The organism is Azospirillum sp. B21 (assembly GCF_008364825.1).
Classification (GTDB): domain Bacteria; phylum Pseudomonadota; class Alphaproteobacteria; order Azospirillales; family Azospirillaceae; genus Azospirillum.
Map to the genome: position 1 here is coordinate 61,407 of NZ_VTTO01000015.1, position 23,588 is coordinate 84,994.

Genomic DNA, 23,588 nt, shown 5'->3' on the forward strand with positions numbered 1-23,588 from the left:
TGTCAGAACTGCCCGGGCTTCACCCGGAAGATGTCGGGTTCGGCGGGGTTGGCGATGTAGGACAGCCGGACCACCGGCTTGCTCTCCGCAGCCTTTTCGGCACCTTTCTCAGAACCCTTGGCGGCTCCGGCCTTCGCCGCCTCGGCCGGGCGGGGCAGTCCGCTCACCACCAGCAGCACGGTGCGGGATTTGGCGTCGGTACCGCGAAACAGCAGGATCGATCCGTCCGCCAACTGTGCGTTCATCGCCACGCCCGCCGGCGGGAAGGGCTGTTCGCTCAGGTAGCTCTGCAATGTGGTGGCGTTGGCCAGCAGCGTCTCGTTGGAGGTGGCGCCCAGCTCGTGCGCCCACAGCACGTTGACGTGGATCAGCTTCTTGCTGGAATAGCCCAGGATGTAGCTGACCCGCGCCGCCCCGCCGCCGGGCAGGAGATCCTTCACGGTGGCCGACAGCGAGGTGGTGCGCTCCACCGGGTTGTCGGTGCGTTCGATCTCGGTGTCCTTCAGACCGAAATCGGTGCGGATGGCCTTGCGAAGCTCCTCCTCCGTCATGCCGAACTTGGCGGAGCGGAACCCCTCCACCGTAGCGGGCGCCCGCTGGGCAGCACCCTCCTCCGCCGCCCCGGCCGCCCCTCCGGCCGTCGACGTGGTGCCGGCAGGCGCGGCGAATGCCGTGCCGCCGTGGGCCAGGCCGGCGGCGAGCAAAGCCGCGAACAGGGCGGCAAACATCGTGTTCATCCTCAGGATCCTTCCGGTACGCATGGTCGGTGGTTTCAAAAGACGTGAAAGACTGTCCGCACATAGAGGCGGTAGCGGTCCATCGGCGCGGCATCGCCGTCCCGCAGCCGTGCCGCCACTGTCGCTTCGAGGGAAACGAGGTCGCTCAGGCGCGCAGCCGCGCCAACACCGGCGTCGGACATGACGGCCCGCCGTCCGCCGGTCAGCCGGATCAGCCCGGATTCGTAGAAGCCGTACAGGTCCAGGCTCCGCAGCGGCGTTCCCTCCACCAGGGTGGCCGCATCCCAGTGCAGTTCGGCCTGACCGAAGACACCGTCGTCGCCGGTCAGCGCGCCGGGGGGCAGCGCACGCAGGGACGCCGCTCCGCCGATCTGGAAAAGCTGGTCGCCGGACAGCTCCCGCAGCGTGCTGAGCTGCCACGCGCCGCGAAGCTGCACCGCCCACTCCTCCGACAGGCGGTGGAAGGCGTTCAGATCTCCGGTGAAAAGCGGGGCGTTGCGGGTCTGACCGCCGGTGGTTTCGGTCATGCGTGCCAGTCCGACGGCCTGCGACGCCATGACCGACGTCCCCTCGTCGCCGTAATAGAACGACAGCCCCGCCATTCCCCTGGTGGTGCGGGTGCCGGACAGGCGGGTGCCGGCGATGCTGTTGGACGACAGGCTGCGGGCCAGCGCGGCGGTGAGCGACAGCTGCGCGCTGTCACCGGTCCACAGCGGATGGCTGCCGGTCAGCGAGGCCGACCGCGACGTGCCGGTGATGCCGTAGCGCCGGTAGTCGCCCTTCACCACCTCCGTCCAGCTGCCGCTGAGGCCGAAGCCGATCCGGCCGCCGCCTGTCCCGACCGGCAGGTTGTAGGCGAGGTTGCCCACCCGCGTGCCTTGCGAGCCGGCGGCATAGACCGTCGTGCGGTCGCCGGGGACGATCAGGCTGCCGGTGCGGAACATGGCCGCGCCCTGGCCCCGTCCGGTCGCCTCGAACCCGTAATTGTCCGCCGACAGGTCCAGCGCGGTCCGCGGCGGCTCGAAGACCGCCAATTGCAGATCGGTCAGGCCGAAGGACGCGCCGGGCTGAAGCGCCGCCCGGAGCTGCGCCTCGTTGGTCAGGTTGAAGCGCAGCACGTCGCGGTGGAGTTCCCGCGTGTCGAGCACCTGCCCCGACGCGGCCCGGATGCGGTCGCGCACATAGCGGTCGCCCACCGCGGGGTCGCCCTGCACGGCAATGCTCTCCACCCGCCCTTCCACGAGCTGGATGCGCACCCGCCCGCCGTCGATCCTCTGGGCGGGCAGCACGGCGCGGGCCGCGCTCTGTCCACGGGCGTCGTAGAGGCGGTTGACCTCGGCCACCAGCTCCTGCAGGTCGGCGAAGGTCACGCTGCGGCCGGCATAGCCGCTCTCGACCGTCGCCAGCTCCTCCGCCGGCAACAGGCTGGAGGGATCGAAATCCACGCCGGTCAGGGTGAAGCGGGTTCCGCCGCCGCGGATGGTGATGCGCGGCAGGCCGTCCAGCCCCTGCCCGCCCACCAGCGGCTCGTCCTGCACCGGCGGCGGCTCCGTCCGCTCCTCCGCGGGGCGTGAGCCGGCGCCGATGACGCTGGGCGTCACCTGGGGCGGAAGGGATTGCGGAAGGGATTGCGGAAGGGCCTGCGCTGCGGCGCCACCCGGCAGCATCGCCAGCACCGCGAGCCCGTAGCCCAGCCCCCGGCGCCAACGGCCCAGGCCTTTTGCGGTCATGCCGTCCGTCATCGCGTGCCTCCGGCGGGGGTGGCGCCGGCCCGCGCGGATTTGCGGCCGTCCTCGTCCGAATTCTCGCCCGTCCCGGCGGGCTGCTGCCCATCGGTGGAGCGGGAAGCCGGTGCATTCCCCTGGTTCGCCCCCTGGCTTGCCCCCTGGCTTGTCGTGGTCCCCGGCGACTGGCCGGAGGAAGAGTCGCCCAGATTGACCCCCACCACCGGACCGCCGCCGGAGGAGGGACGGGACACCCCGGCGATACCGCCCATGGGACCGGTCACCGGACCGGAGGTGAAGGCGGTCGGGGTGCCGCCGCCGGCCGGAGCCGCCGACATCGTGCCAGAGCTTCCCGCCGCCGCCGTGGTGGTCGCCGACATCACCTGCCTCACCACCGTTTGAACGGCGTCGGAAGGCACGCCGCTGTTCGGCACGACGGACGGCGACACCGGCTGCACCGGCTGCACCACCGGTGGGGGCGGAGGCGCCACGGGTGGCGAGACGGGTGGCCGCACCGGCGGCGATTGCGGCGTCTCCACCGGAGGATTTTCCGGCGTGACCGGGGGAAGCACGGGGGGAACCACCGGAGGCTCCTTCGGCGGCGGCGGCGGCGGCGGCGGAGGTGGTGGAGGTGGTGGCGGAGGAGGAGGTGGCGGAGGAGGCGATGGCAGGACGATCCGCGTCGCCGTGGTGGTCACGCGGCCATCTTCGAAGATGAAGTCGAACCTCCCGTTCCCGGCGTAATATTGCTGCGCCACCAGCACCGGGACGGGACTGGTGTTGTCCATCCAAGCCGCCAGCCCGGCGGCGCTCAGCCGCATGTTGCCGGTCACTTCGCTGTTCTGGAGCCGCAGCCGAGCCGCGCTGGTGTCAAAGGTGACGTAATGGACCCGGCTCAGCTCCGCCTGGACGGCTGCGGCCTCGATCCTCATCACCGCAATGGGGGTGGCCGAGCCGCCCCCATCGACGCGCAGACCCAGCGTCCGCCCATTGCGCGACGCGTCCGCCATCTGGCGCAGGGAGGCGACGATGTCGCTCGACCGTAGCGAGACGCTCTCATCGACCTCCAGGCCGTCGATCCGCAGTGCGCCGTCGGCGGCGATGGTGGCGCGGCCGACCTGCCCACGGTCGATGGTCACGACCCCGCCGGTCACGTCGAGGTTCGCAGCGACGAGATCGGTCAACCGGATCGCGCCGGTGCCGGTCAGGCTCGCCGTCCTGCCGGAGAACCGGGTGCCCGTCAGATCCAGGGATGCGGCCCTCAGCGTCACGTCGCCGGCGCCGCCATGCAGCCGCGATCCGGCGGCGGTGCCGAAGCTGCCGCCCGCGGTCAGGCTCAAGCCCCTGGCCGCCGTGATGCTGCCGTCCAGACCCACGCTGCCGGCAAAGGTCAGCGTGGCGGTGTCCCGCGCGCTCAGCGACACCGGACCCAGCCCTTCGCCGAGGTTGGCGCCGACGGCGGTCGTGCCCACCGTCAGCCTGCCGCCCTCCACCGCGGTGCCGTGGTCCAGGCGGAGATAATAGCCGCTCAGCGACACGTCGCCGGCAATGCTGCGCACCACCGAATAGGCGCCGGCGATCAGGTTGCCGCCCGCCGTCACCGTCACGCCGTTGGTCCCGGCAAAGGTGCCCGACAGGGTCACGTTCCTGGTCGAGGTGACGGCGATGCGAGAGCCGGTGAGGCCGCCGCCGGTCAGGCGGACGTCGTCGCCGCCGGTCACGGTCAGGTCGCCGGCGCCCGCCTGCAGCGTGGAGCCGCTGCCTTGCAGGGTCACCGGGCCGCCGGCGTTGATCGACAGGCCGTGGCCGGCGGTGATGGTGGCCGGAGCCCCACCCTCCTCGCCGATGGTGGCGCCGCCGGTCAGCATCATGTTGACGCCTAGGACCGAGCCAATGCTGGTTCCGCCGGCCATCGTCAGCCCGCCCGCGTTGAGGATGAGCGGATGAACGGTGTTGGTGATGGACCCGCCCGAAAGCAGTTTCACGGTGCCGGCAACCTGCATGTCCACAGCCGGCGCTGTCACCGTCCCGCCGACGACCAGATCGGCCGCACTGCCCAGAACCAGCGTCGCCGCGGTGGTGGCGTTGCCGACCCGGAGGTCGCCGCCGGGCGCCCGCACGAAGACGTCGCCCAGGGCACGCAGATTCATGAAGCCGCCGCCCAGCCCGACGTTCAGGCGCCATTCCCAATTGCCGATGCTGCCCGCCGACCACAGGTCGATGGAGTTGGCCATCAGGTGGACGGCGCTGTTGTTGAACGAGGACAGGATGGAACCGGCCTGGGCCGCCAGCTTCATCGTGCCGCCCGCATAGATGTTGCCGACCACCAGATCGCCGGTCTTCCGGGCGATGACGACGTCGCCGGCGGCGGTGGCCAGATCGACCCATCCCCCGGTGCCGGTGACGAGCAGCGGATTTTCCAGCGTTCCGACGCTGCCGCTGCCGCCGTCCAGCTTCAGGCGGCTGCCGGAGATGCTGTCCGACGTTCCAACCTGCTCGATGCCGTTGCCGGCCGTCAGCTTCACGTCGCCCCTGACGGAATGAATGCCGCCGGTGCGGATGGTGCCGGGGGCCGACATCACCACGTCGTTGAGCGCCGTGGCCCGCAGCACGCCGGTGGCGTTGACGAACAGCGGATCGGGATTCGCGATGGTGATGAGGGTGAAGTGGCTCGGGTCGTCATAGGTGGCGACGGACAGCTCGCCCGGCGCCGCACCGGCCAGCGCCGCCGCCTGGGCATCGGTGATGCTGAAGGGGCCGTCGTACTGGATCTCGATGACGATGGGCGATCCGGTGTTGCCGATCGACCCCTGCGCGGCATTGATCGTCACATTGTTGCCGGAGATGTTGGGCGTGCCCCGCCGCACGCTGGTTCCGGTGACGGGGGTGACCGCCTTGGCATCCACGATGTAGTGGAGCTGCGATTCCGTCCACTGCGCGCCCCGGACCATCTCCCCGTACAGCGTCGAGCTGCGGTCGAGCGTGTATGTCCAGCCCTCCTGATGGGTGGTGAAGGCGTCCGGCAACGGGCCGCCTCCATACACCTCGGTGCGGAAGAAGCTGTCCAGAGCCGTATAGCGCGCCTGGACCCAGCCGGCGATGTCGGCGTCGGTGGGATTGGCGGTGCCCAGGGCGGCGGCGGCCTGCGCCTTGAAGAAATGGCTCTTGCCCGTCAGGTCGAGGCTGCCGCCCGCATAGGCGATGCTCCGGATGCTCCAATATTCCTGATAACGGGCGGTGACCGACATTTCATAGGCCATCACCGTTTCATACTCGGCGTTGTCGCTGGTCAGGTTCAGCGAGCGCCACACCTGGGCCAGACGGGCCTGGTTCTCCTCGTCGATCTGGATCGGGTTGGCGTCGGTGATGTTGCCGTTCAGCGCCGTCACCGACACGTCCCCGCCGGTCGACGCGATGGAACCGACCTTCAGGTCGCCCGCCACCTGCGTCACGGCAATGCTGTTGCTGGCCGACGCATCCAGCCGCTCCGTCGCCAGCAGGGCCAGCGGGGTTCCGGCGGTGCCGATGCTGCCGCCCACGGTGGACAGCGACACGTGGCGGCCATGGACGTCGTAGGTCCAGCCGCTGGCCGCGCGGTCATGGCCGACGATGTCGCCGGTGGCGGTCAGGCGAACGTCGCCCGTACGGGCATCCAGCTGCGCCGCCAGGACCGGGGTCTTGACGGTGAGGTCGATGTCGCCCCTGTGGGTGGTGGCGACCAGACGGCTGCCGGTCAGCTCCACGGTCAGCGGCAAATCCTTGCCGAGGCCGATGCCCGTGCCGGCATCGATGGTGAGCGTCCGGGCGGTGATGGTGGCGTTGTTGATGCTGGTGACGTTGCCCAGCGACGAGCTGAGCGCTGTGGCGCCGCTGGCGTTGCGGATGTCGCCGCCGACGATCAGGTTGGCCGCGGACGACACCTTGACGGTGCCGGCGGCGTTGCCGGTGAAAGTGATGCTGAAGGGGTTGTCCGCCCCCAGCCGCCGCCACAAGGTCAGATCCACCAGCCCGACCGGAGAGCCGGTGAACGGATCCAGCGTGTTGGACCGGTGCCGGAAACTGATGGCCGAGGCGGAGTTGCCGATCGCATCGGTGAACACGGCGAAGGTCGGTTCGAAATCGGCCTTCCAGGGGTCCTGCCACCGGATGCTGATGTCGTTGGGGCTCGGCCCCGACCGGTAGACGTCGAGCGTGGCGGAATACTGGTAATGGAATCCCGCACCCTGCAGCGGGGTGTAGAGAAGGCTGCGGTTCTCCGCGGTGTCCCCGGCCACGGCGGTCTTGACCAGGGCCGCCTGATCGTAGCCGATGTAGTCGGTCCGGCCCTGGCCCGCCGTGAATTCGTAGATGGAGATCAGCGGGCGGCCGCCGGCGTCGGTCTTCAGCTTGTCCACCAGCGTGACGCGGCCCGTGCCGGCGCTGCCGGCGTCGATGCCCCCCAGCACCAGTTCCCGGCCCGTGGTGTTGTGGATCTCGATGTTGCCGTAGCCGGCCTGCACCTCGATCCCCGACAGCGGGCGGCCCACGGTGCTGACGATCTTCCCTTCCAGATAGACGCTGCCGCCGCCCACCAGCGACACGGTCTTCACCTTGACGCCCGCCGCGTCCACCTCCGTCGCGGAGGGCAGCCCGCCGGATCGGGTGGAGGCCACGATGTCGTCCATGAGGATGCGGTCCTGCAGCGCATCGTACCGGGCGGTGGCGAGGGCGGCTCCGTTCAGGACCCTGCCGGTGATGGTGGTGTAGCGTTGCCCGGTTCCCGCCCGCCACGCGCTGCGGGCGGCATCCATGGTCGCATTCAGGGCGGAGTCGCCGCCATCGAACAGGACGGCGTAGTCGAAGGTCTGCTGGCTGACGATGCGGCCCCCGACGTCGATCATGTCGGCGACGATCGCCACCTTTCCCGCCGTGATCAGGGAGGCGTTGATCAGCAGCTCGCCCGCCATGCCGGCATCCGTGCTGCCGCTCTGGCTGTACTGGACGGAGAGGTGGTCGGTGATGACGTCGATGGAGCTGTAATAGGTCTTGTCCCTGGTCGCCACCCCGGAAAGGTTGATGCCGCCCAGGTGATAGGTGCCGGCGACCCGCTGGGTGTAGCTGCCGCGCGGGGCGACGACCGACAGCGACAGGGCGTTCATGCCGCCCATCTGGATGATGTCGCCCGACTGGTTTTCCAGCGCGACGATGCCGCGCGGATTGAAGGCCGTTCCCATCAGGGCCAGCAGGGGAGCGCCGCTGGTGGCGCTGTTGACGATGGAAACGGACGGAAGCTGGTTCAGCCCATCCTCGACGATCCTCAGCTCCGCCGGCGCGTTCGGCCGCCGCAACGCGCCGGTGAACAGCACCTGCCCGCCGGTGCCGTCGGCGATGTAGAGATCCTCGACCACCACGTTGAAGTCGGTGGTGTTGAGGATGCGCATGCTGGGGGCGCCATGGGCGGTCAGCGTGGCACCATTGCCCGCCAGCAGTTCCCCCGTGCGGATCACCACATTGCCGGGTGCGGCGCGCATGCCGGACACCACCACCGCCGACATGCCGTCGCTCAGCTGGTTGAGGATGTCGCCATACAGCAGTTGCTGGCTTGGATTCTCTTGGAGGAACGCGGCCATCCGCTCGCGCAGGTTGACCTGCACCACCCCGTTGCTGGTGGCGAAAGCCTGCCAGCCGTTGGTGCCGGTGGTCAGGACGGCCTTGCCGTCGCTTCCCTTCGTGATGACCAGCGACTGGTCGTAAAGGATGCCGGCATCGACGGTGCCGCGCAGGGTCATCCGCTCGGTGGCGCTCAGGATCGACTTGGAATCGGTGATCTTCTGGCCGAACAGGTCGAGCCACGGGTTGGTGCCGTTGCCGAACCCGCCGACATTCACCTCGCCGCGGTCGGCGATCAGCGTCACGTCCCGCACGGCCCGGACGATCGAGCCCGTGTCCAGCAGCAGGGTGTTGACGCTGTTGCCGCTTGCTTCCGCATAGGGATCGGTGTTCAGCGAGAAGGCCGTGCCGTTGTAGATGTCGGTATAGGCGGCAAGACGCAGCCGGTTGGCGGCGGAGCCGTCGCCGCGCGCACCCGCGGCAAGCGTGGCGTTCTCCCACGACCAGACCGACGCGCCGGTGCCCACCGTCACCGACTGGATGGCGGAAAGCCCCACCTTGGCCGTGCCGGCCAGGAAGCCGGCCAGACCATAGGTCTTGCCCATGGCGGCGGCGAGAACCGAACCGTCGGTGTAGGCACCGATGCCGATGGAGCCGATGGCGTTCAGGGCGGCGCCGCTGCCGATGGCGACGGTGTTGCGGACCGAACCGGTGACGGTGCTCCGCACCTCCGGCATCTGGATCAGGCCGCCCGTTATCAGCTTGGCCCGGTCGGTGATCTCCACCAGGGTCAGGGCGTTGATGTTCAACGGCTTGCCGCCGTTCAGCACCGCGCCGCCGAAGGCCCAGAGCTGTGCGTTCTGCCCGATGTCGACGGCGGAGCGGGTGTCCAGCACCGTGCGGCTGGTGACGGCCGCCCCGGTGATGACGCCCCCGGCCCCGCCTTCCGCATTGCTGCGCGGATCGCCGTTCTCGTCCAGGAGGTCGCGCTGGACCACCGCGACGCGGGATTCCAGCGACATGGCGTCCCGGGTGGCGTGCAGGCGGACATTGTTGCCGATGACCACGCCGACGTCGGCCGACAGGCTGTTGTCGACCAGCGAGCCGCTCATGCCGGCGATGGACGCCTGCACCGAGTTGGCATATCCCCAATAGTCCGAGGTGTGGGCCGCTTCGACGGTGATCCCGCCGGCCCTGACGACGGTCTGCGCCAGGCCGTCGGCAACCGTGGTGCGGACGCGGCTGCCGTCCTTGATGGTCGCAGCGGAGGCGGCACCGGCGATGAGGCCGCCCGCACCGGCTGTGGACTCGGCCGTGGCCATGCTCCGGCCGACGGCCGACAGCAGGACGGCCGTGTTCGCCGCCTCGTTCCCGGCCACATAGCTGCCGCCCCCCAGCGACACCTCGGTCACCATGGCGGACTCCGCCGCCGACAGGTTGGCGCCCAGCGCCAGCACGCCGCCGATGGTGACGCCCAGCCCCAGGGCGGTCTGGACGGACTCGTTCAGCGCCGTGACCGCCAGGCCGCCATGGGTGATGGAGGAGCCGGCGCCGGTCAGGGCCCGGACGGTGCTTTTGCCGGTCACGGTGGCGACGGTCGCGTTGACGGCCGCCAGCAGGCCGCCGGCGCCGCTGTACGCTTCGGCCCGCGCGGTTTCCTGCTCCGCCTCCGGCCGGGCGGACGCCGCGATGGTCACCGATGCCGGGGTGGTGATGACGGAGCGGTTGCCGGTGGCGGCGGTCACCGTCGTCTCGACGGTGGAGGTGGCGACCGAGGTGCCGATGGCCACCTTGGACACGCTGGCACCCACGGCCTTGCTCGACGTGTTCGGCGCCGCATGGGCGCGCACGGCCACCGCCCCACGGGTGGCGACGGTGGTGTCGTCGGCGACCTCGGCCCGGACGGCGGTGGCGTCGCTCGCCAGCGCCACGGCGCCTTCGAGGGTGAAGGCGATGCCCGCCACGCCCGCGACCGCATGGGTTCCGACCGTGCCGGTGCTGCCGGCATCGACGGTCAGCGTGTCGAAGCCGGTGATCGACCGCGCCCCGCCGCCGCCGACCCCGGCCAGGACGGTGCCGGTCTTGCCCGCCCGCGCGATGGAGACGCCGACGGCGGTGCCGCCGATCTCCATGCCATAGGCTTCGGCATTGACCGAAGCGGCGTCCGCCGCGGCCACCGAAACGGTGCCGCCATTCGGGCTGGCGGCGGACTCCAGGCGGGCGGTGACGTGGTTGTCCGCCGCCGCGTCGGCATAGGCGGCTCCCAGCGCCACCGACCCGGCCGCTCCGGCAAGGGCGATCACGTCCGCGGTCTTGCCCGAGGCGCCATTGGCCGTATCGGCCTGGACGACGACGCCGTAGGCCTGGATGCCGCTGCCCAGCGCCTGGGCGGTGACCGCGTTGTAGACCCGCGTCACGCCGACCGAGCCGCCGACCCCCTCGCCCAGCAAGCTTCCGCCCACTCCGCCGACGATGTTGCGGGTGCCGGTGGTGTCCTTGGCCCGGACGTTCAGGCTGTTGCCGGCAAGCGTGCTGTTGTCGAACCGGGCCGTGGTGGTGTTGGCCTTGGACGCGGTGATCGCCTTTGCCACGTCCCGGTGGCCGTAGGCGTCGTAGCGCGCCTTGTCCGATCCCGACAGGCTCTGGTTGTTGCGGGTGAGATCCGTGGTGTCGGCCAGCAGGCCCGCGCGCGTCAGCGTGCCGTTGCCGTCCTTGTCCAGCACCTGATAGGCGTCGCCGGCGCTGCCCAGCCCGAACAGGATGAGCGACCCGGCCCCGCCGATGCCCGTCGCGACGCCGAGCCCGCCGCCGACGGTGACCACGTCGGCGCTGCGGTTGGACAGGGCGGTGACGGACACATGGCCGATGTTGCTGGTCAGGGTGGCGCGGTCGATCTCCGCCGCCACGTCCGACTTGGCGACCAGGATGTTGGCGGCGGCGCCGATGCCGGACCCGTTGACGCCGATCCCCAGCGCGCCCGACAGGGCCAGCACGGACAGATCCTCCGTCGCCTTGACATCAACGGCGGTATTCGCCGTCCTGCCGGTCACGGTGGCGTTGTAGAGGCCGGCGCGCGTCTCGTTACCGGCATAGAGCACGTTGGCCATGGCGGCGAGGCCGACCAGCGAACCGCCCGACGCGGATAGGGTCTGGTTGAAGAAGGCGTTGCCGCCATAGGCTTCGATCTCCAGCCGCCCGACCGCCAGCCCGACCGCCGGCCCCGAAAGGCTGCCGGCATAGGCGCGGGTGCGGTTGGTGCTGGTCGTCACCGACAGCGCGCCGCCGGCGCTTGCCCCCGACACCACCATGGTGTTGCCGGCCGTGCTCAGCGCGTTGCGGCTTGCCGCGGCGATGGTCAGGCCGGCGGCGTTGATCGCGCTGCCGGTGGTGTAGGCTTCGGTCTCAGCGTCGAAGACGGTGACGATGGCGCCCGCGGCGATGCCGGCCAGGGCGACGCCGATGCCGCTGTTCACGCTGGCCGCGGTCTGGGAGGCGTCGGCCCGGATGCCCACCTCGCCGCCCACCGACACGTCGCTGGCGGTGACGGTGGCGCGGGTGGTGCGGCTGAACGCCGTGGACTCCAAGGCGCCGGCCGCCGCGAAGCCGCCGCCGCCGGCAATGCCCGTCACCATGCCGACGGCCAGGGTGTGGCTGCCCGCCACGACGTCCAGGTTGGCGCCGCGCACGGTGGCGCCGTCCACCTGGGCCGCGGTGTGGCCGGTCAGCACATTCACGCCGACCGACGCCGCCAGCGCCGCCGATCCGGCGATGTTGAAGGCCAGACCGACGCTGCCGGCGGACACCCCCACCTGCTGCAGCGACAGCGCGTTGACGGCGACGCCGCGCACCGACTTCACCGAACCGGCCATGTCCTTCACGGCAAAGCGCGCCGCGACCTCGCCGGCTCCCAGGACGTCGGTGACGGGATTCAGGCCGCTCACGCCGCCGTCATGGACCGTCAGCGTGTCGGCGGCGTTCAGCCCCTTGCCGGTGACGGCCGCCCCCTCGGCGATCCGGGCTGTGGTGGTGCCGGTGACCACGTTCACCGCCGTGCCGATGCCCATGCCGAAATATTCCACCGCGACGCCGACGGCCCCGGCTCCGCCGTCGATGCGGTCGATGCTGGAGGCGGTGACCCCGACATTGTTCTCGGCGGTCACCACCGCACGGTCGCGGATGCTGGCGTCCACCGAGGTGTTGAGGATCGAGGTGGCCATGGACCCGGCCACCGCCGCCATGCTGGTCCCCGCCACGCCCAGCCCAACGCTGGTGATGGCGGTGCGCGTCTGCGCATCGACCAGCAGGTTGCGCACCGACAGGTTGGTTCCGGCGCCGCGCACCGACGCCGTCAGGATGTTGCCGATCCGGTTGACGGCGATGCCGGCCCCGACCGACGCCCAGTTCATGCTGAACGCCGCCGCCCCGGCCGCCGCGCGGATCGACGAGTTGTCGGAGACCCGGACCACGGCATTCGCCGCGGGCGTGACGGCGGTGGTGTCGATGACCTCCGCCTCCAGCCGGTTGGAGATGTTGTTGCCGGTGCCCGACCCGGAAATCGCGGTTTCCTTGGAAAAGGCACCCTGAACCGCGACGGCCCAGATCTCCCCGCGGGATTCCGCCAGCACCGACAGGCCCGATGCCCCCGGTGTGACGGCGGCCCGCGCCACCGTCGCCCGCGTGGTGCTGCCCAGATGGTTGACCGCGAAGGCGCCGCCCATCGACACCGAGCCGCCATAGCCGGCATTGCCGGAGGCGGAGGTGATCAGCGTCGCGTCGGTGGCGCGGACGGCCACCTGCGTTCCCGCCACGCGGGTGCTGCCGGCCTCCGCCCCGGCATCGCCGAGCTGGGCGATGTTGCGGTTCTCGACCACGTTCAGCGTGATGGTGCCCAGCCCGGCGAAGGAGCCCTGGGCGAGCGCCGCCCCCATGCCCACCGTGACGATCAGCGTGCTGTCACGGGCGTCCACCGTCACCACCCCGCCACTGCTGGCGATGTCGGCGGCGAGGACGCGGGCCAGATGGAGGTTGTGGACCGACGCGCCGACATAGGCGAGGCCGACATTGCTCTGCCCCTGCTGCACCACCCCGGCCACGCCGACGATGGTGGAGCCCAGCCCCTCCTTCTTCACCGCCTTGCCGGCGAAGTCGACATTCTCGGAATTGGTTGCCAGCTTGCCGTCATTGGCCAGCGCCTGGTCGAGCGCCGCGTTGGCCGTGCCGTCGGCCAGGACTGCGATGTTGCCCGACGCGCGCACGGTGCTGTGACGGATCTCGGCCAGGCTGGTCACGCCGGAATCGATGTGGACGAAGGCGCCGGCAGCGGCATAGTCGGTCAGCGCGCTGCCCATGGCCGCACCCGCCCCCAGGCGTCGCACGTCCAGCGCCGACACCGCGATGCTGCTGAAATCGCGCACGTCGCTGTTGCGGATGCTGGCCTCGGCGGCGTTCAGGTGGACGCCCCCCTCCCCGATGCCGTCTGTCACCATGGCAAAGGAAAAGGCGAGCCCCGCCCCGGCCTTGCCCCCGGCGAACAGCGATCCGCCGCCCACCCCGATGTCGGTGCGCTGATAGGCGGTGACGGTCACGTAATCGGCCGGCGCGCCGTCGATGGTGCTGCCGTTGCCCGGATTGCCCGTCAGGACCCCGCCGTCGATCACCGCGCTGGCGCTGTCGCGCACCAGCGCCAGCGACACCGACCCGGCGCCGCTGACGTTGTTTTCCCCCGACGACTGGTTGACCGCCAGCCCCAGGCCGATGGCGACGGTCATGCCGCCGTTCAGCGCCTGCACCGCCATCGCGTCGGCCTTGCTGATCCGCGAGTTGGCGACGATGGCGTCGGTGTGGTTGTCGCTGATGCTGAGCGCCATGGCGCCCGCGACGGCGGCGTTCATCTGGCTGGACGAGCTTTGCGACCAGGTGAGCGCGCCCGCCCCCGACAGGCTGAGCAGGAAGGCGTTGTTCAGCGCCTGGACGTTGACCTTCAGCCCCGACCCGCTCCCCTGGATCAGCGCGCCGTCGACGCGCGCCCGCGTGTTCAGCGCCGAAAGCTGCACCGTGGCGGACCCGGACAGCGCCAATCCGAAACGGGCCTCCTCCAGCTTCTTCTGCTCCCCTCCGGGATCGGAGAAGGCGAAGTCCTTCACCGTGGAGACGGTGCTGGTAAGCCCGTTGGGAAGGCTGGAGACCAGCGCGTCCTTGGTGCCGACGACGAAGTTCTTGATCTTGGTGCCGATGCCGCCCTTCTTCTCCACCTCGGCGTTGTCGGCTTCGCTCTGCTTCTGGCTGGAATTCTTGGTGACGGTGCCGGCCACCGCCAGCGCCCCCGCCACCCCGTCGCTGAAGGAGCGGACGGTCAGCCAGTCCGTCCCGATGCGCCCGGCGGCGGTGACCGTGCGGCCCGTGCGGTCGAACGCGCTGTTGTCGCCGACCAGCGCCAGCGTGTCGGTGGCCAGCATGTTGATCGCCACCGCGGCGCCGACGCTGGCCTCCTTGTTCCACGAGAAGGCCCCGGCGGCGTTCCAGACATTCATCGACTGGTCCGCCGTCACCCACACCCGCGCGGCGTCGATGTCGGCCTGGTTGCTGATGGTGGCGCGGGTGGCGTCGCCCACCGTCACCATGCCCAGGATGACGTTGACGCCGATGCCGCTGCCGCGCCCTGCCGTCGGGCTGATCGCCAGAAGGAAATTCTCGGTGTCGGCCTTCACCGACACGCCGCCCTGCGTGTCGATCACCACCCCGGCGCCGATGCCGGCGTTGGTCTTCGACATATGGGTGACGAGGTTGGTCGCTCCGCCGACCGCCGTCCCGTTTTCGTTGCCGCCGGTGCCCTGCAGCGTCACGCTGATGTTGCCGCCGATGTCGATGGAGGTGACGCCGGTGTGCGCCCGCACCACCACCGCTTCCTCCCACGTCCTGGTGGCGGTGGCCGAAACCCCGGTCAGGGCGTTCCAGCCGGTTTCAACCGCACTGGTCCACCCCGTCCACGCCCCGGCGGGGGTGGCGATGCGGGCGCCGTCGTCGACCCAGGCGTCCGTCTGGTTGGTGACGCTGAACAGGTTGACCGCACCGCCGAGGTTCACCTGCGCCTCGCCCTGGGCGGTGGCGCTGGCATAGGAGGTCAGCAGGCTGGTGACGCCGCTCAGCGACATCAGCCGCGTCTTGACGGTGTCGAAATCGTCCCACTTGGTCCAGCCCAGCACCTGCGCCACGTCCACCGCCAGCGGCAGGTCGGTGTCCGCCGACACGCCGACGCGCGGCGCCTCCAGGGACACCCCGCCGCCGACCAGGGCGGTGGTGGAGTTGGTGTAGAAGCCGGTGGCGATGCCGGCGCTGAGGGTGGCGGAACCGCCCTGCCCCTTCATGGCCTCCGCCGCGCTGTCGGCCTTGCTCTGGATGCCCTGGACGGTCAGGCGGCCGGTGACGGTGATGGACTCGCCGGCCGTCAGCGAGGGCGCGGCGCGGCCGCCGTCGGCGGCGACCTCGGCCCTGACATTCTGGTTGGCGACGGTCAGCGCCATCGCCGAGCCGAGCTTGATGGAATCGGATCCCTCCTCCGTTCCCACCGCCTCCTTGGCCGCCGGATTCTGGCCGAGCTTGGACGCGACCGTGGCGTCCAGCTTGTCGCCCAGGACGCCGATGGTGCCGCGGCTGTGGGTTCCGACCTTGGTGGCGGCCTCGGTCGACAGGCCCTTGATCGCGGTGGCGGCATCGACATTGATGCGCCAGGCCTGCTGCACGTCGGTGCCCAGGCGGGCGGTGGCGTCGGTGTCGATGAAGTGCAGGGCGGCGGCCATTCCCGCCGCGCCGCCCTCGAACGCCTTGGCGGTGGAGGTGACGGAGAAGCTGCCGTCGTTGCGCGCCCGCAGGTCGAGCACCCGCGCGCCCACCACGGCGCCGCCGTCGATGACGGCGCTGGCCCGCACGTCGGCCTTGCCGATGGCGAGCGTGGTGGACACCTGCCCATCCTTGGAGGAGGCGCTTTCGGCGCGGACGGACAGGGACACGGCGTTGGCGGCGCGGACGGTCAGCGCTTCCCCGGCGTCGACGCGGGCCCCTGCCTGGATGCGGGCGGAGGATGCCGCCCCCACCTCGCCATAGAGCGCGGTGACGCTGACGTCGGTGCCGCCGCCGGACTTGGCCGCCTCCTTGACGGTGACGATGGTCGCCGCTTCCAGCGTGACGTTGCCGGTGCCGCTGACCACGGCGCCGTTCAGGATGGACACCGCCGCGCCGCCGCTGGCCCCCAGCAGGCCGGCGGCGAGGCCGGGCATGACGTTGTCCAGCTTCTGGTTGGAAAAGGTCACGCTGCCGTCGGTATGCTCGGCCTTGGCCGTGGACACCGCCGACAGCACGATGTTGGCACCGCGCAGGGTGCCGGCGACGGAGATGTTGGTGTCCCGCGCGATCCGGTTGGCCTGCACCGACCCTTCGGCCCGCGCGATCAGGCGGATGTCGCCGGCGGCGAAGCCGTTGTCCGCCGACGCGTCCAGCACCGCTCCCGCCGACACCGTGATGTTCGGCGCGGTCAGGCTGATGGAGCCGGAATTGCCCGCCGAGCGGCCGTTGGCGAGGTTCCTGGTGGAAACCGTCGCCCCCGGCGCCACGGTGATGCTGTTGTCGGCGACCAGAACGAAGTTGCTTCCGCCGGTGAAGGTGTTCGAGACGGTCAGATCGGTCGGATCGAACAGCACGGTGCCCGGCGTGCCGCCGACGGCGGAGGCGTCGTAATGGCCGCCGGCGATTTCCAGCACCTTGGCGGCGCTGACTTCGATGAAGCCGCCGCGCCCGCCCTCGCCGCCCTTCGCCTCGAACCGCGCGCCGGGGGCCACCGTGGCGTTGCGCTGGGCGTAGAGCCTGACGGTGCCGCCGGTGGTGTTGGCCCGGTTGTCGTTGGCGGTTACCCTGGCGGTGCCGGCGACGCTGATGTCGCGCCCGGCATTGACGACGATCTTCCCGGCGGCGGCGTGTACCGCTCCGCCCGGACCGGGGCCGCCATCCGCCGCCACATGGCCGGAGAGGGCGACGTCGTCCTCGGCCACGATCTCCAGCCCGCCGTCGCGCTCCACGATGCCGGCGCCAGCGGCCAGCCCCTGGGTGTTGACGGCGGCGGCGAACACCGGGTCCAGTTCGGCCTGCGGCCCGGTCTTGACGCTGCCGCTGACCTCGACCCGTTTGCCCTTCAGCCTGGCGCCGCCGGGCGCGTTGATCTTGCCGCGGACGGAGATCAGGCCGCCCGGCGAGATCGGCGTGGAGCCGGTGACGATCTGCCGGGCGATCGCCGGATCGACCGCGCCGCCGGGGCCGACCGCGCGGTCGAGGTAATCGGCGGGCGGGGTCACCACCGTCAATGCCCCCACATTGACCGCACCCGACGCGCCGACGACGAAGCCCTGCGGCGCGGCGAACACCACATGGCCGTCGATCCGCCCCTCGCGATAGCCGTTCAGCACGCCGTCGACGATGGCCGGGCCGTCCCGCACGATGTTGACCAGATGCTCGGTGCCGGCGGGCAGATGCAGGTTGGCCGTGTTGCCGGCCCCGAGCTGGAACTGCGAGAAGGAATTGAAGCCGATCCCCGCATTCACGGTGCCGGTGGTGATGTCGGTCCTGGCGCCCTGCACCTCCAGCCGGGTCTGGGTGCGTCCGTCGGGAACGATGAGGTTGCCGGCCGGGGCGCTGCCGATGGGGGCCTGCTGGGCAAGCACCGCCGGAGCGCCCGCGGCCATGGCCACGATCACCAGCGGATACAACGCCGTCGAACGCAACAGGGAACGCCGCCACACCTGCGCGCGTTGACGCGTACCGGGTTTCGGCGCGACCGCGCGCCGTTGATCCTGCTTGCCCATGGTTGCCCCGTGGATTGTCTTTTTTGGTCGATATGCCCGGCGGCGCCTGCCGGCACCACGCGTCAGCCGTTAGCCGCGACCGTGGTGAGCGCCGGAATGGTGCCGAGCGACAGCAGGTGCGCATGGATCCAGGCCAGCGCTCCGGACCGGAACAGCGCCGTCACGTCCCCGTCCGGAAGCTGGGCGAGCTTGCGGGCATCGACGATGGACAGCCCGTCCAGGATTTGCGGCTCGCCCCCCGGCCCCGTGGTCTGGATGGCCCAGGATTTCAGGAGGTTCAGCTCGCGGAGCTTCGCGGTGAACTCCTGGGTGCGGCGCATCTCCTCCTGGAAATGAACCAGGAAGGCGATGGTGCGTTTCAGGAACTCGCTTTCCTTGCCGTCGGCGTCGAACAGGGGTTCCCCCTCGTCCTGGCTGAAGCCGGCATAGGCCTCGTCGAAGCAGACGGTGCTGTCATCGGCCAGGACGAAGGGATAGCGGCGGACGAAGGCCGGGACATAGCTGTCCCGCCAGCGTCCGTCTTCGGCCACGAAGCGGTTGCCGCCGGACGCCATGCCCAGCAGGGCGATGGGAAACGCCTCGCCATCCTGCGGTTCAAGGAAGAAGATGGGGTACGAGCGCGCCGCCTCGACGAACTCCACGCCAGCCAGCGGGACCGAATTCACCCCCGCCGCAAAAGAGAAATCCAAGCCGTTGGGCTTCAGCCTGACGGCGGAATGCTGGTCACGGTTCAACGCCGTAGGGCGTTCGTAGAACATGGAGATTGGCATGTCGGTCCCTGGATCAGGCAGCTGGGGGATACCCCTAAAGATCCCGGGGACAGTAGCCGCACACCCCAAACGGGCAAATCAATCACCATTGAAGAAGCGACGGACCGATTGGGCGGGTGGTGGTGCGCTTCAGCGGCAGCGACACCCGCCGCTTCGACCTCGACCTGGACGGCGACATCGTGGCACTGCTCAGTCTCGGGTTAGGCGCAAACACGACGAAGGCCGGCGCTGCGGGAGCGTCCGGCCTTCGGGAGCGATCGAGATCGGCAAGAGTGGTTGCGAAGAGCCTCCGGTACCCAAAGGTGGGGTTCGGGCGGAATGAGATGCATCTCCAGAAAGCCGCCGTCGCGGGTGCGTATCCAGTCGCCGAACGGCATGCCGGCTTTCTCTGAGTTCTCCCGCCCCAGCAGGAGCGCAGATTTCCGATCCGATCGACACAGGCCAGAATTTCGTCAATGCGGCTTTCAGAAATGCCACGTCTCTGGAGGCGGCGGCGTTGACTATAATCGCTTTCGTCGCACACTCATAAACCGCGAATTAAGTCATCACGGCCTGCGTCGCGCTGACGATGAGCAGGCTCCACCTCCAGACGCGGAAGCACCTTCCGATCGATACCGGCCGGGAAACACAACCCAGCTCTGGACCTGCGCCCTCGCCTGTCGCATCCTGCCGCCGCTTGCAGGAAGAGGTACCTCATGGCGATGGGTCCACAGCGTTGGCTGACGATCACGGAGTCCCCGTTCCCTTGGGAGCGGGAGGCGCTGGAATTTCTGCGGGGACACCTGCCCGACCGTGATCCCTGGTACGCCTGGTCCAACGTCGAGTTCATCGACGACGAAGGCAAGGTCAACGAGGTCGACGCGCTTGTCCTGTCGCCGCACGGCCTGTTCCTGGTTGAGATCAAGAGCCGCCCGGGCCGGCTGGACGGCGATGCCCACAGCTGGACCTGGACCACGGACGGACGCCGCCGCACGGACGACAACCCGCTGATCCTGGCGAACCGCAAGGCCAGGCGCCTGAAGGGCTTGCTGAAGGGGCAGAGCGTGGTCAAGCGGCTGAAGTTGGGCCTGCCCTATATCTCGGCAGTGATCTTCCTGTCCGCCGATGGGCTGGACTGGCAGGTCGATCCGTCCACCGCCCTGTCCACCTTCGGCCGGCGGCCCTCCAGATCGGGCGAGGGCATCATCAACGCCCTGAACAACGGCTTGCAGACCGCGAGGCCGCACCCGCCGATAACGGCCGAACAGGCCAACATGGTGCGCCGGGCAATCGCGGAGGCTGGGATCCGCCCCTCCCTGCGCGACCGCCGCATCGGCGACTACGAGCTGAAGCGCATCCTGGCCGAGGGCGACGGCTGGCAGGACTGGGAGGGCCGCCACGTCACCCTGGACGTGGCGCGGCGCATCCGCCTCTATCCCTACAGCTCCGCATCCGACGAGGAGGCGCGACGCGCGCTCGGCCGGATGGCGGTCAGGGAGTTCCAGGTCCTGGAGGGCATCGACCATCCGGGCCTGCTGCGGGTTCGCGACTACAGGGACACCGAACGCGGCCCGGCGCTGATCTTCGATCACGATCCACGGGCGATCCGGCTCGACCTGCTGATGCGCGACCATCTCGATCTGATGGGAGCGGAGCTACGGCTGCACATCATCCGCCAATTGGCGGAAACGCTGAAATACGCCCATGGCAAGCGGCTGTTCCACCGCGCCCTGTCGCCCCACAGCATCCTTGTCCGCGACGTCGACCAGCCGCTGCCCCGGCTGCAGATCATGAACTGGCAGACGGCGGCGCGGGAAGCGTCGGCCGCCGGAACCACCCATGCCACCACCGGCACCAGCCATCTGGACAGCTATGTCGAGGATCCGGCAAAGGTCTACATCGCGCCGGAAGCGCTCAGCGGCGGCCCCCAGTCCGGGCCGCATCACGACGTGTTCTCGCTGGCCGCCATCGCCTACCACCTGTTCACCGGCCAGCCGCCCGCCCCCTCCCCGCTCGAACTGGCCGCCCGGCTGCGCTCCGGCTCCGGCCTGCTGGTCTCCGACGTGGTGGACGGGGCGATGCAGAGCCTTGTCGACCTGATCCGCATCGGCACCCATCCGGAGGTGCCGATGCGGATCGCCTCGATGGACGAGTTCCTCGAACGGCTGGCGGAGGTGGAGCGCGACCTGCAGCGCGGCACGCCGGAAACCACCGTCGACCCCTCCTCTGCCAAACCCGGCGAGCGGCTGGAGGGCGGCTTCACCGTCGTCCGTCGTCTGGGCCGCGGCGCCTCGGCCGACGCCCTGCTGGTCCAGCCCGATGGCGACGAAGGGGAGCTGGTGCTGAAGGTGGCGCTCGACCCCGCCCACAACGACCGGCTGGAGGCGGAGGCCGCGGCGCTCGACAAGCTGCACCACACCAACATCGTCTCGGCCCGCCGCACGCTGACCGTTGCCGGACGGACGGCGATCCTGATGGAAAGTGCCGGCCCCCAGACCCTGGCGCAGCTGCTTCGCGCCCCCGGTGGCCTGTCGCTGGACCTCAAGCGGCGCTTTGGCGAGGAGCTGCTGAGCGCCGTCGACCATCTGGAGCAGAAGGGCGTCGCCCACCGCGACATCAAGCCGGACAACATCGGCATCACAGAGGGGAAGGAGCGCCGGCGGCTGGTGCTCTTCGACTTCTCGCTGGCCCGCACCTCCCCGGACAACATCCAGGCGGGGACGCGCCCCTATCTCGACCCCTTCCTGGTCCTGCGCCGCCCGCCGCGCTGGGACCTCAGTGCCGAGCGGTTCGCCGCCGCCGTCACCCTGCACGAGATGATGACCGGCCTGCTGCCCAGTTGGGGCGACGGGCAGAGCGACGCGGCGATGATCGACGACGAGGCGACCATCGCGTCCGACCGCATCGATCCGCATCTGCGCGAGGGGCTGACCGCCTTCTTCGACAAGGCGCTGCGCCGCACCCCGCGTGAACGCTTCGACAATGCGGAGGACATGCTGCGGGCCTGGCGCCGGGTGTTCGACGAGGCGGTGACCGCCCCGGACGACCCGGACGGCTTCGACGCCATCGCCCGCCGCGTCACCGCCACCACCCCCATCGCCGACCTCGGCTATAGCGTCGAGGCGCAGGACGTGCTCGACCGCATGGGAGTCCACAGCGTGCGCGACCTGCTGGAGGTGCCCCGCCGCAACATCCGGCTGGCGAGCGGCGTCGGCGACCGCATCCGCAAGGAAATCCGGCTCAAGGCGAAGCGGCTGGCCCAGCTTCGCAAGGATCTGGCCCCCGGCACCCCCACCCCGACCGACCTCGGCCCCGCCGACACCGACCGCCCCAGCATCGACCGGCTGGCCGAGATGCTGATCCCCGGCCGTCCGCTGGGCGAGGAGACGACCGAGGATCAGGTGCTCGCCGTCTTCCTCGGGCTGGAGGCGGCCGCAATCCCGCAGGATTGGCCTTCGGTCGGCGAGGTGGCGAGCCGCTGCGGCATCGCCCGCACCGCCGTCGCCGCGGCCCTCGCCAAGGGACGGGAGCGCTGGCAGCGGCAGAAGGCGCTGGGCACCCTGCGCACCGATCTGCGCGCCCTGCTGACGCTGCATGGCGGCGTGATGACGGTGGCGGAGCTGACGCCGCAGGTGCTGGCCATGCGCGGCTCCGCCAAGCTCGACGAGGCGGAGCGCCTGCAACTGGCCGGTGCGGTCCTCCGCGCCGCCATTGAAACCGAAGGTGCCCTGGAGGAGCCGCATTTCCTGCTTTACGGCGCCGAGTCGATGCCGCTGGTCGCGGAGGCGGCGGAGCTGGCGCAGCACGCCCGGACGCTCGGGCAGGCGGCGGACCGGCTCGCCGCCCTCGACCCGCTCGCCCCGCCGCAGCGGGTGCATGAGGAGTTGGAGGCGCTGGGCTGGCCGGTGCTGGACCGGGAGGATGCCGCCCCCCGCCCCACCCTGGCCCGCCTGCGCGCGCTGGCGGTCGCGGCGTCGGCCCAGGCCGCCCTGTCGAGCAAGGGGGAGATCTACCCGCGCGGCATGGTGCCGGACCGCACGCTGCGGCTGGCCGCCGGCTCCCTGCTCGGCCCCCGCATGCTGACCGAGGAGCAGCTACGCGAGCGTGTGCGCGGCCGCTATCCCGACGCCGCCCCGCTGCCCGCCCGCCCGGCGCTGGACGGCCTGCTGGAACAGGCAGGGATCGGCCGGATATGGCGCGAGCACGGCATCGGTCCGGACGCCGGCGACAACGAGCCCGGCTATTACGCCGACACGGCCAGCCCCGGCCATTCGTCCGGCTACAGCTCCATCCACCGGCTGATGACCGAGGGGCCGGCGGTGGACGAGACGCCCGACGTCCTCGCCGCCCGCCAGTTGGAGGAGAAGTTCGCCTATGCCCGGCGCACCGGCGGCTTCCTGGCGCTGACCGTCGATCCCCGCCACTACCGGGATGCGGAACGGGCGCTGGTGGAGCGCTTCCCGCTGAAACGCCTCAGCCTCGACCGCCTGATGCTGGACGCCATGCGGGCGGAGGCCGACGGGCGCAAGGTGGACTGGTCGCTGGTGCTGCGCGCCGACGCCGCCGATCCGCAGAGCCGCGACTGGGGCAACCTGCAACGGCTGATCGGCTTCGCCATGCCGAAGATCGAACAGGCCCTGATGACCGCCGGGGAGCCGGTGCTGCTGACCGATTGCGGCCTGTTCGCCCGCTACGGCCTGATGGACCGCCTGCAGATCCTGCGCGATGCCTCCGGCACGGCGGGCGGCCCGCCGGGGCTGTGGCTGCTGCTGCCGCTGCCCGACGGCGGATTGCCGACCATCGGCGGCAAGGCGGTGCCGGTCATCGACGGCAGCCAGTGGGCGCGCCTGTCGGTCGCCTGGATCACCAATGCCCACCGCGCCGGCAGCCGCCCGGCGGCGTGACCCCGGCACCCACCCCATGCCGCACCCCAAGGTAGCG

The 23,588-nt window shown here is 70.5% G+C and carries 5 protein-coding genes; 1 reads left to right on the forward strand and 4 read right to left on the reverse strand.

The features are described 5' to 3' along the window. Positions 1-2: 2 nt before the first annotated feature. The 4 genes from FZ983_RS26230 to FZ983_RS26245 form a co-directional block, all read right to left on the reverse strand. Positions 3-737 carry a hypothetical protein gene (locus tag FZ983_RS26230; protein ID WP_149226920.1) on the reverse strand — a complete coding sequence of 245 codons (735 nt, stop codon included), beginning with the start codon at positions 735-737 and terminating at the stop codon, positions 3-5. Positions 738-772: 35 nt separating this feature from the next. After that, positions 773-2,467: a ShlB/FhaC/HecB family hemolysin secretion/activation protein gene (locus tag FZ983_RS26235; protein WP_188092518.1), complete on the reverse strand. Its 1,695-nt coding sequence runs from the start codon at positions 2,465-2,467 to the stop codon at positions 773-775. 8 nt (positions 2,468-2,475) lie between these two features. Next, complete coding sequence (locus tag FZ983_RS26240) at positions 2,476-17,778, reverse strand: leukotoxin LktA family filamentous adhesin (protein ID WP_188092519.1); 15,303 nt, start codon at positions 17,776-17,778, stop codon at positions 2,476-2,478. 182 nt (positions 17,779-17,960) lie between these two features. Further along, on the reverse strand, positions 17,961-18,668 hold the full coding sequence (locus FZ983_RS26245) for a SapC family protein (protein WP_149226926.1): 708 nt from the start codon (positions 18,666-18,668) through the stop codon (positions 17,961-17,963). A 695-nt stretch (positions 18,669-19,363) separates the two neighbouring features. On the opposite strand from FZ983_RS26245, the gene pglW reads away from it, so the two are divergent. Further along, positions 19,364-23,551, forward strand: coding sequence for a BREX system serine/threonine kinase PglW (pglW, locus tag FZ983_RS26250; RefSeq protein ID WP_149226928.1), 4,188 nt, complete (start codon positions 19,364-19,366; stop codon positions 23,549-23,551). The last annotated feature ends 37 nt before the right edge of the window (positions 23,552-23,588 follow it).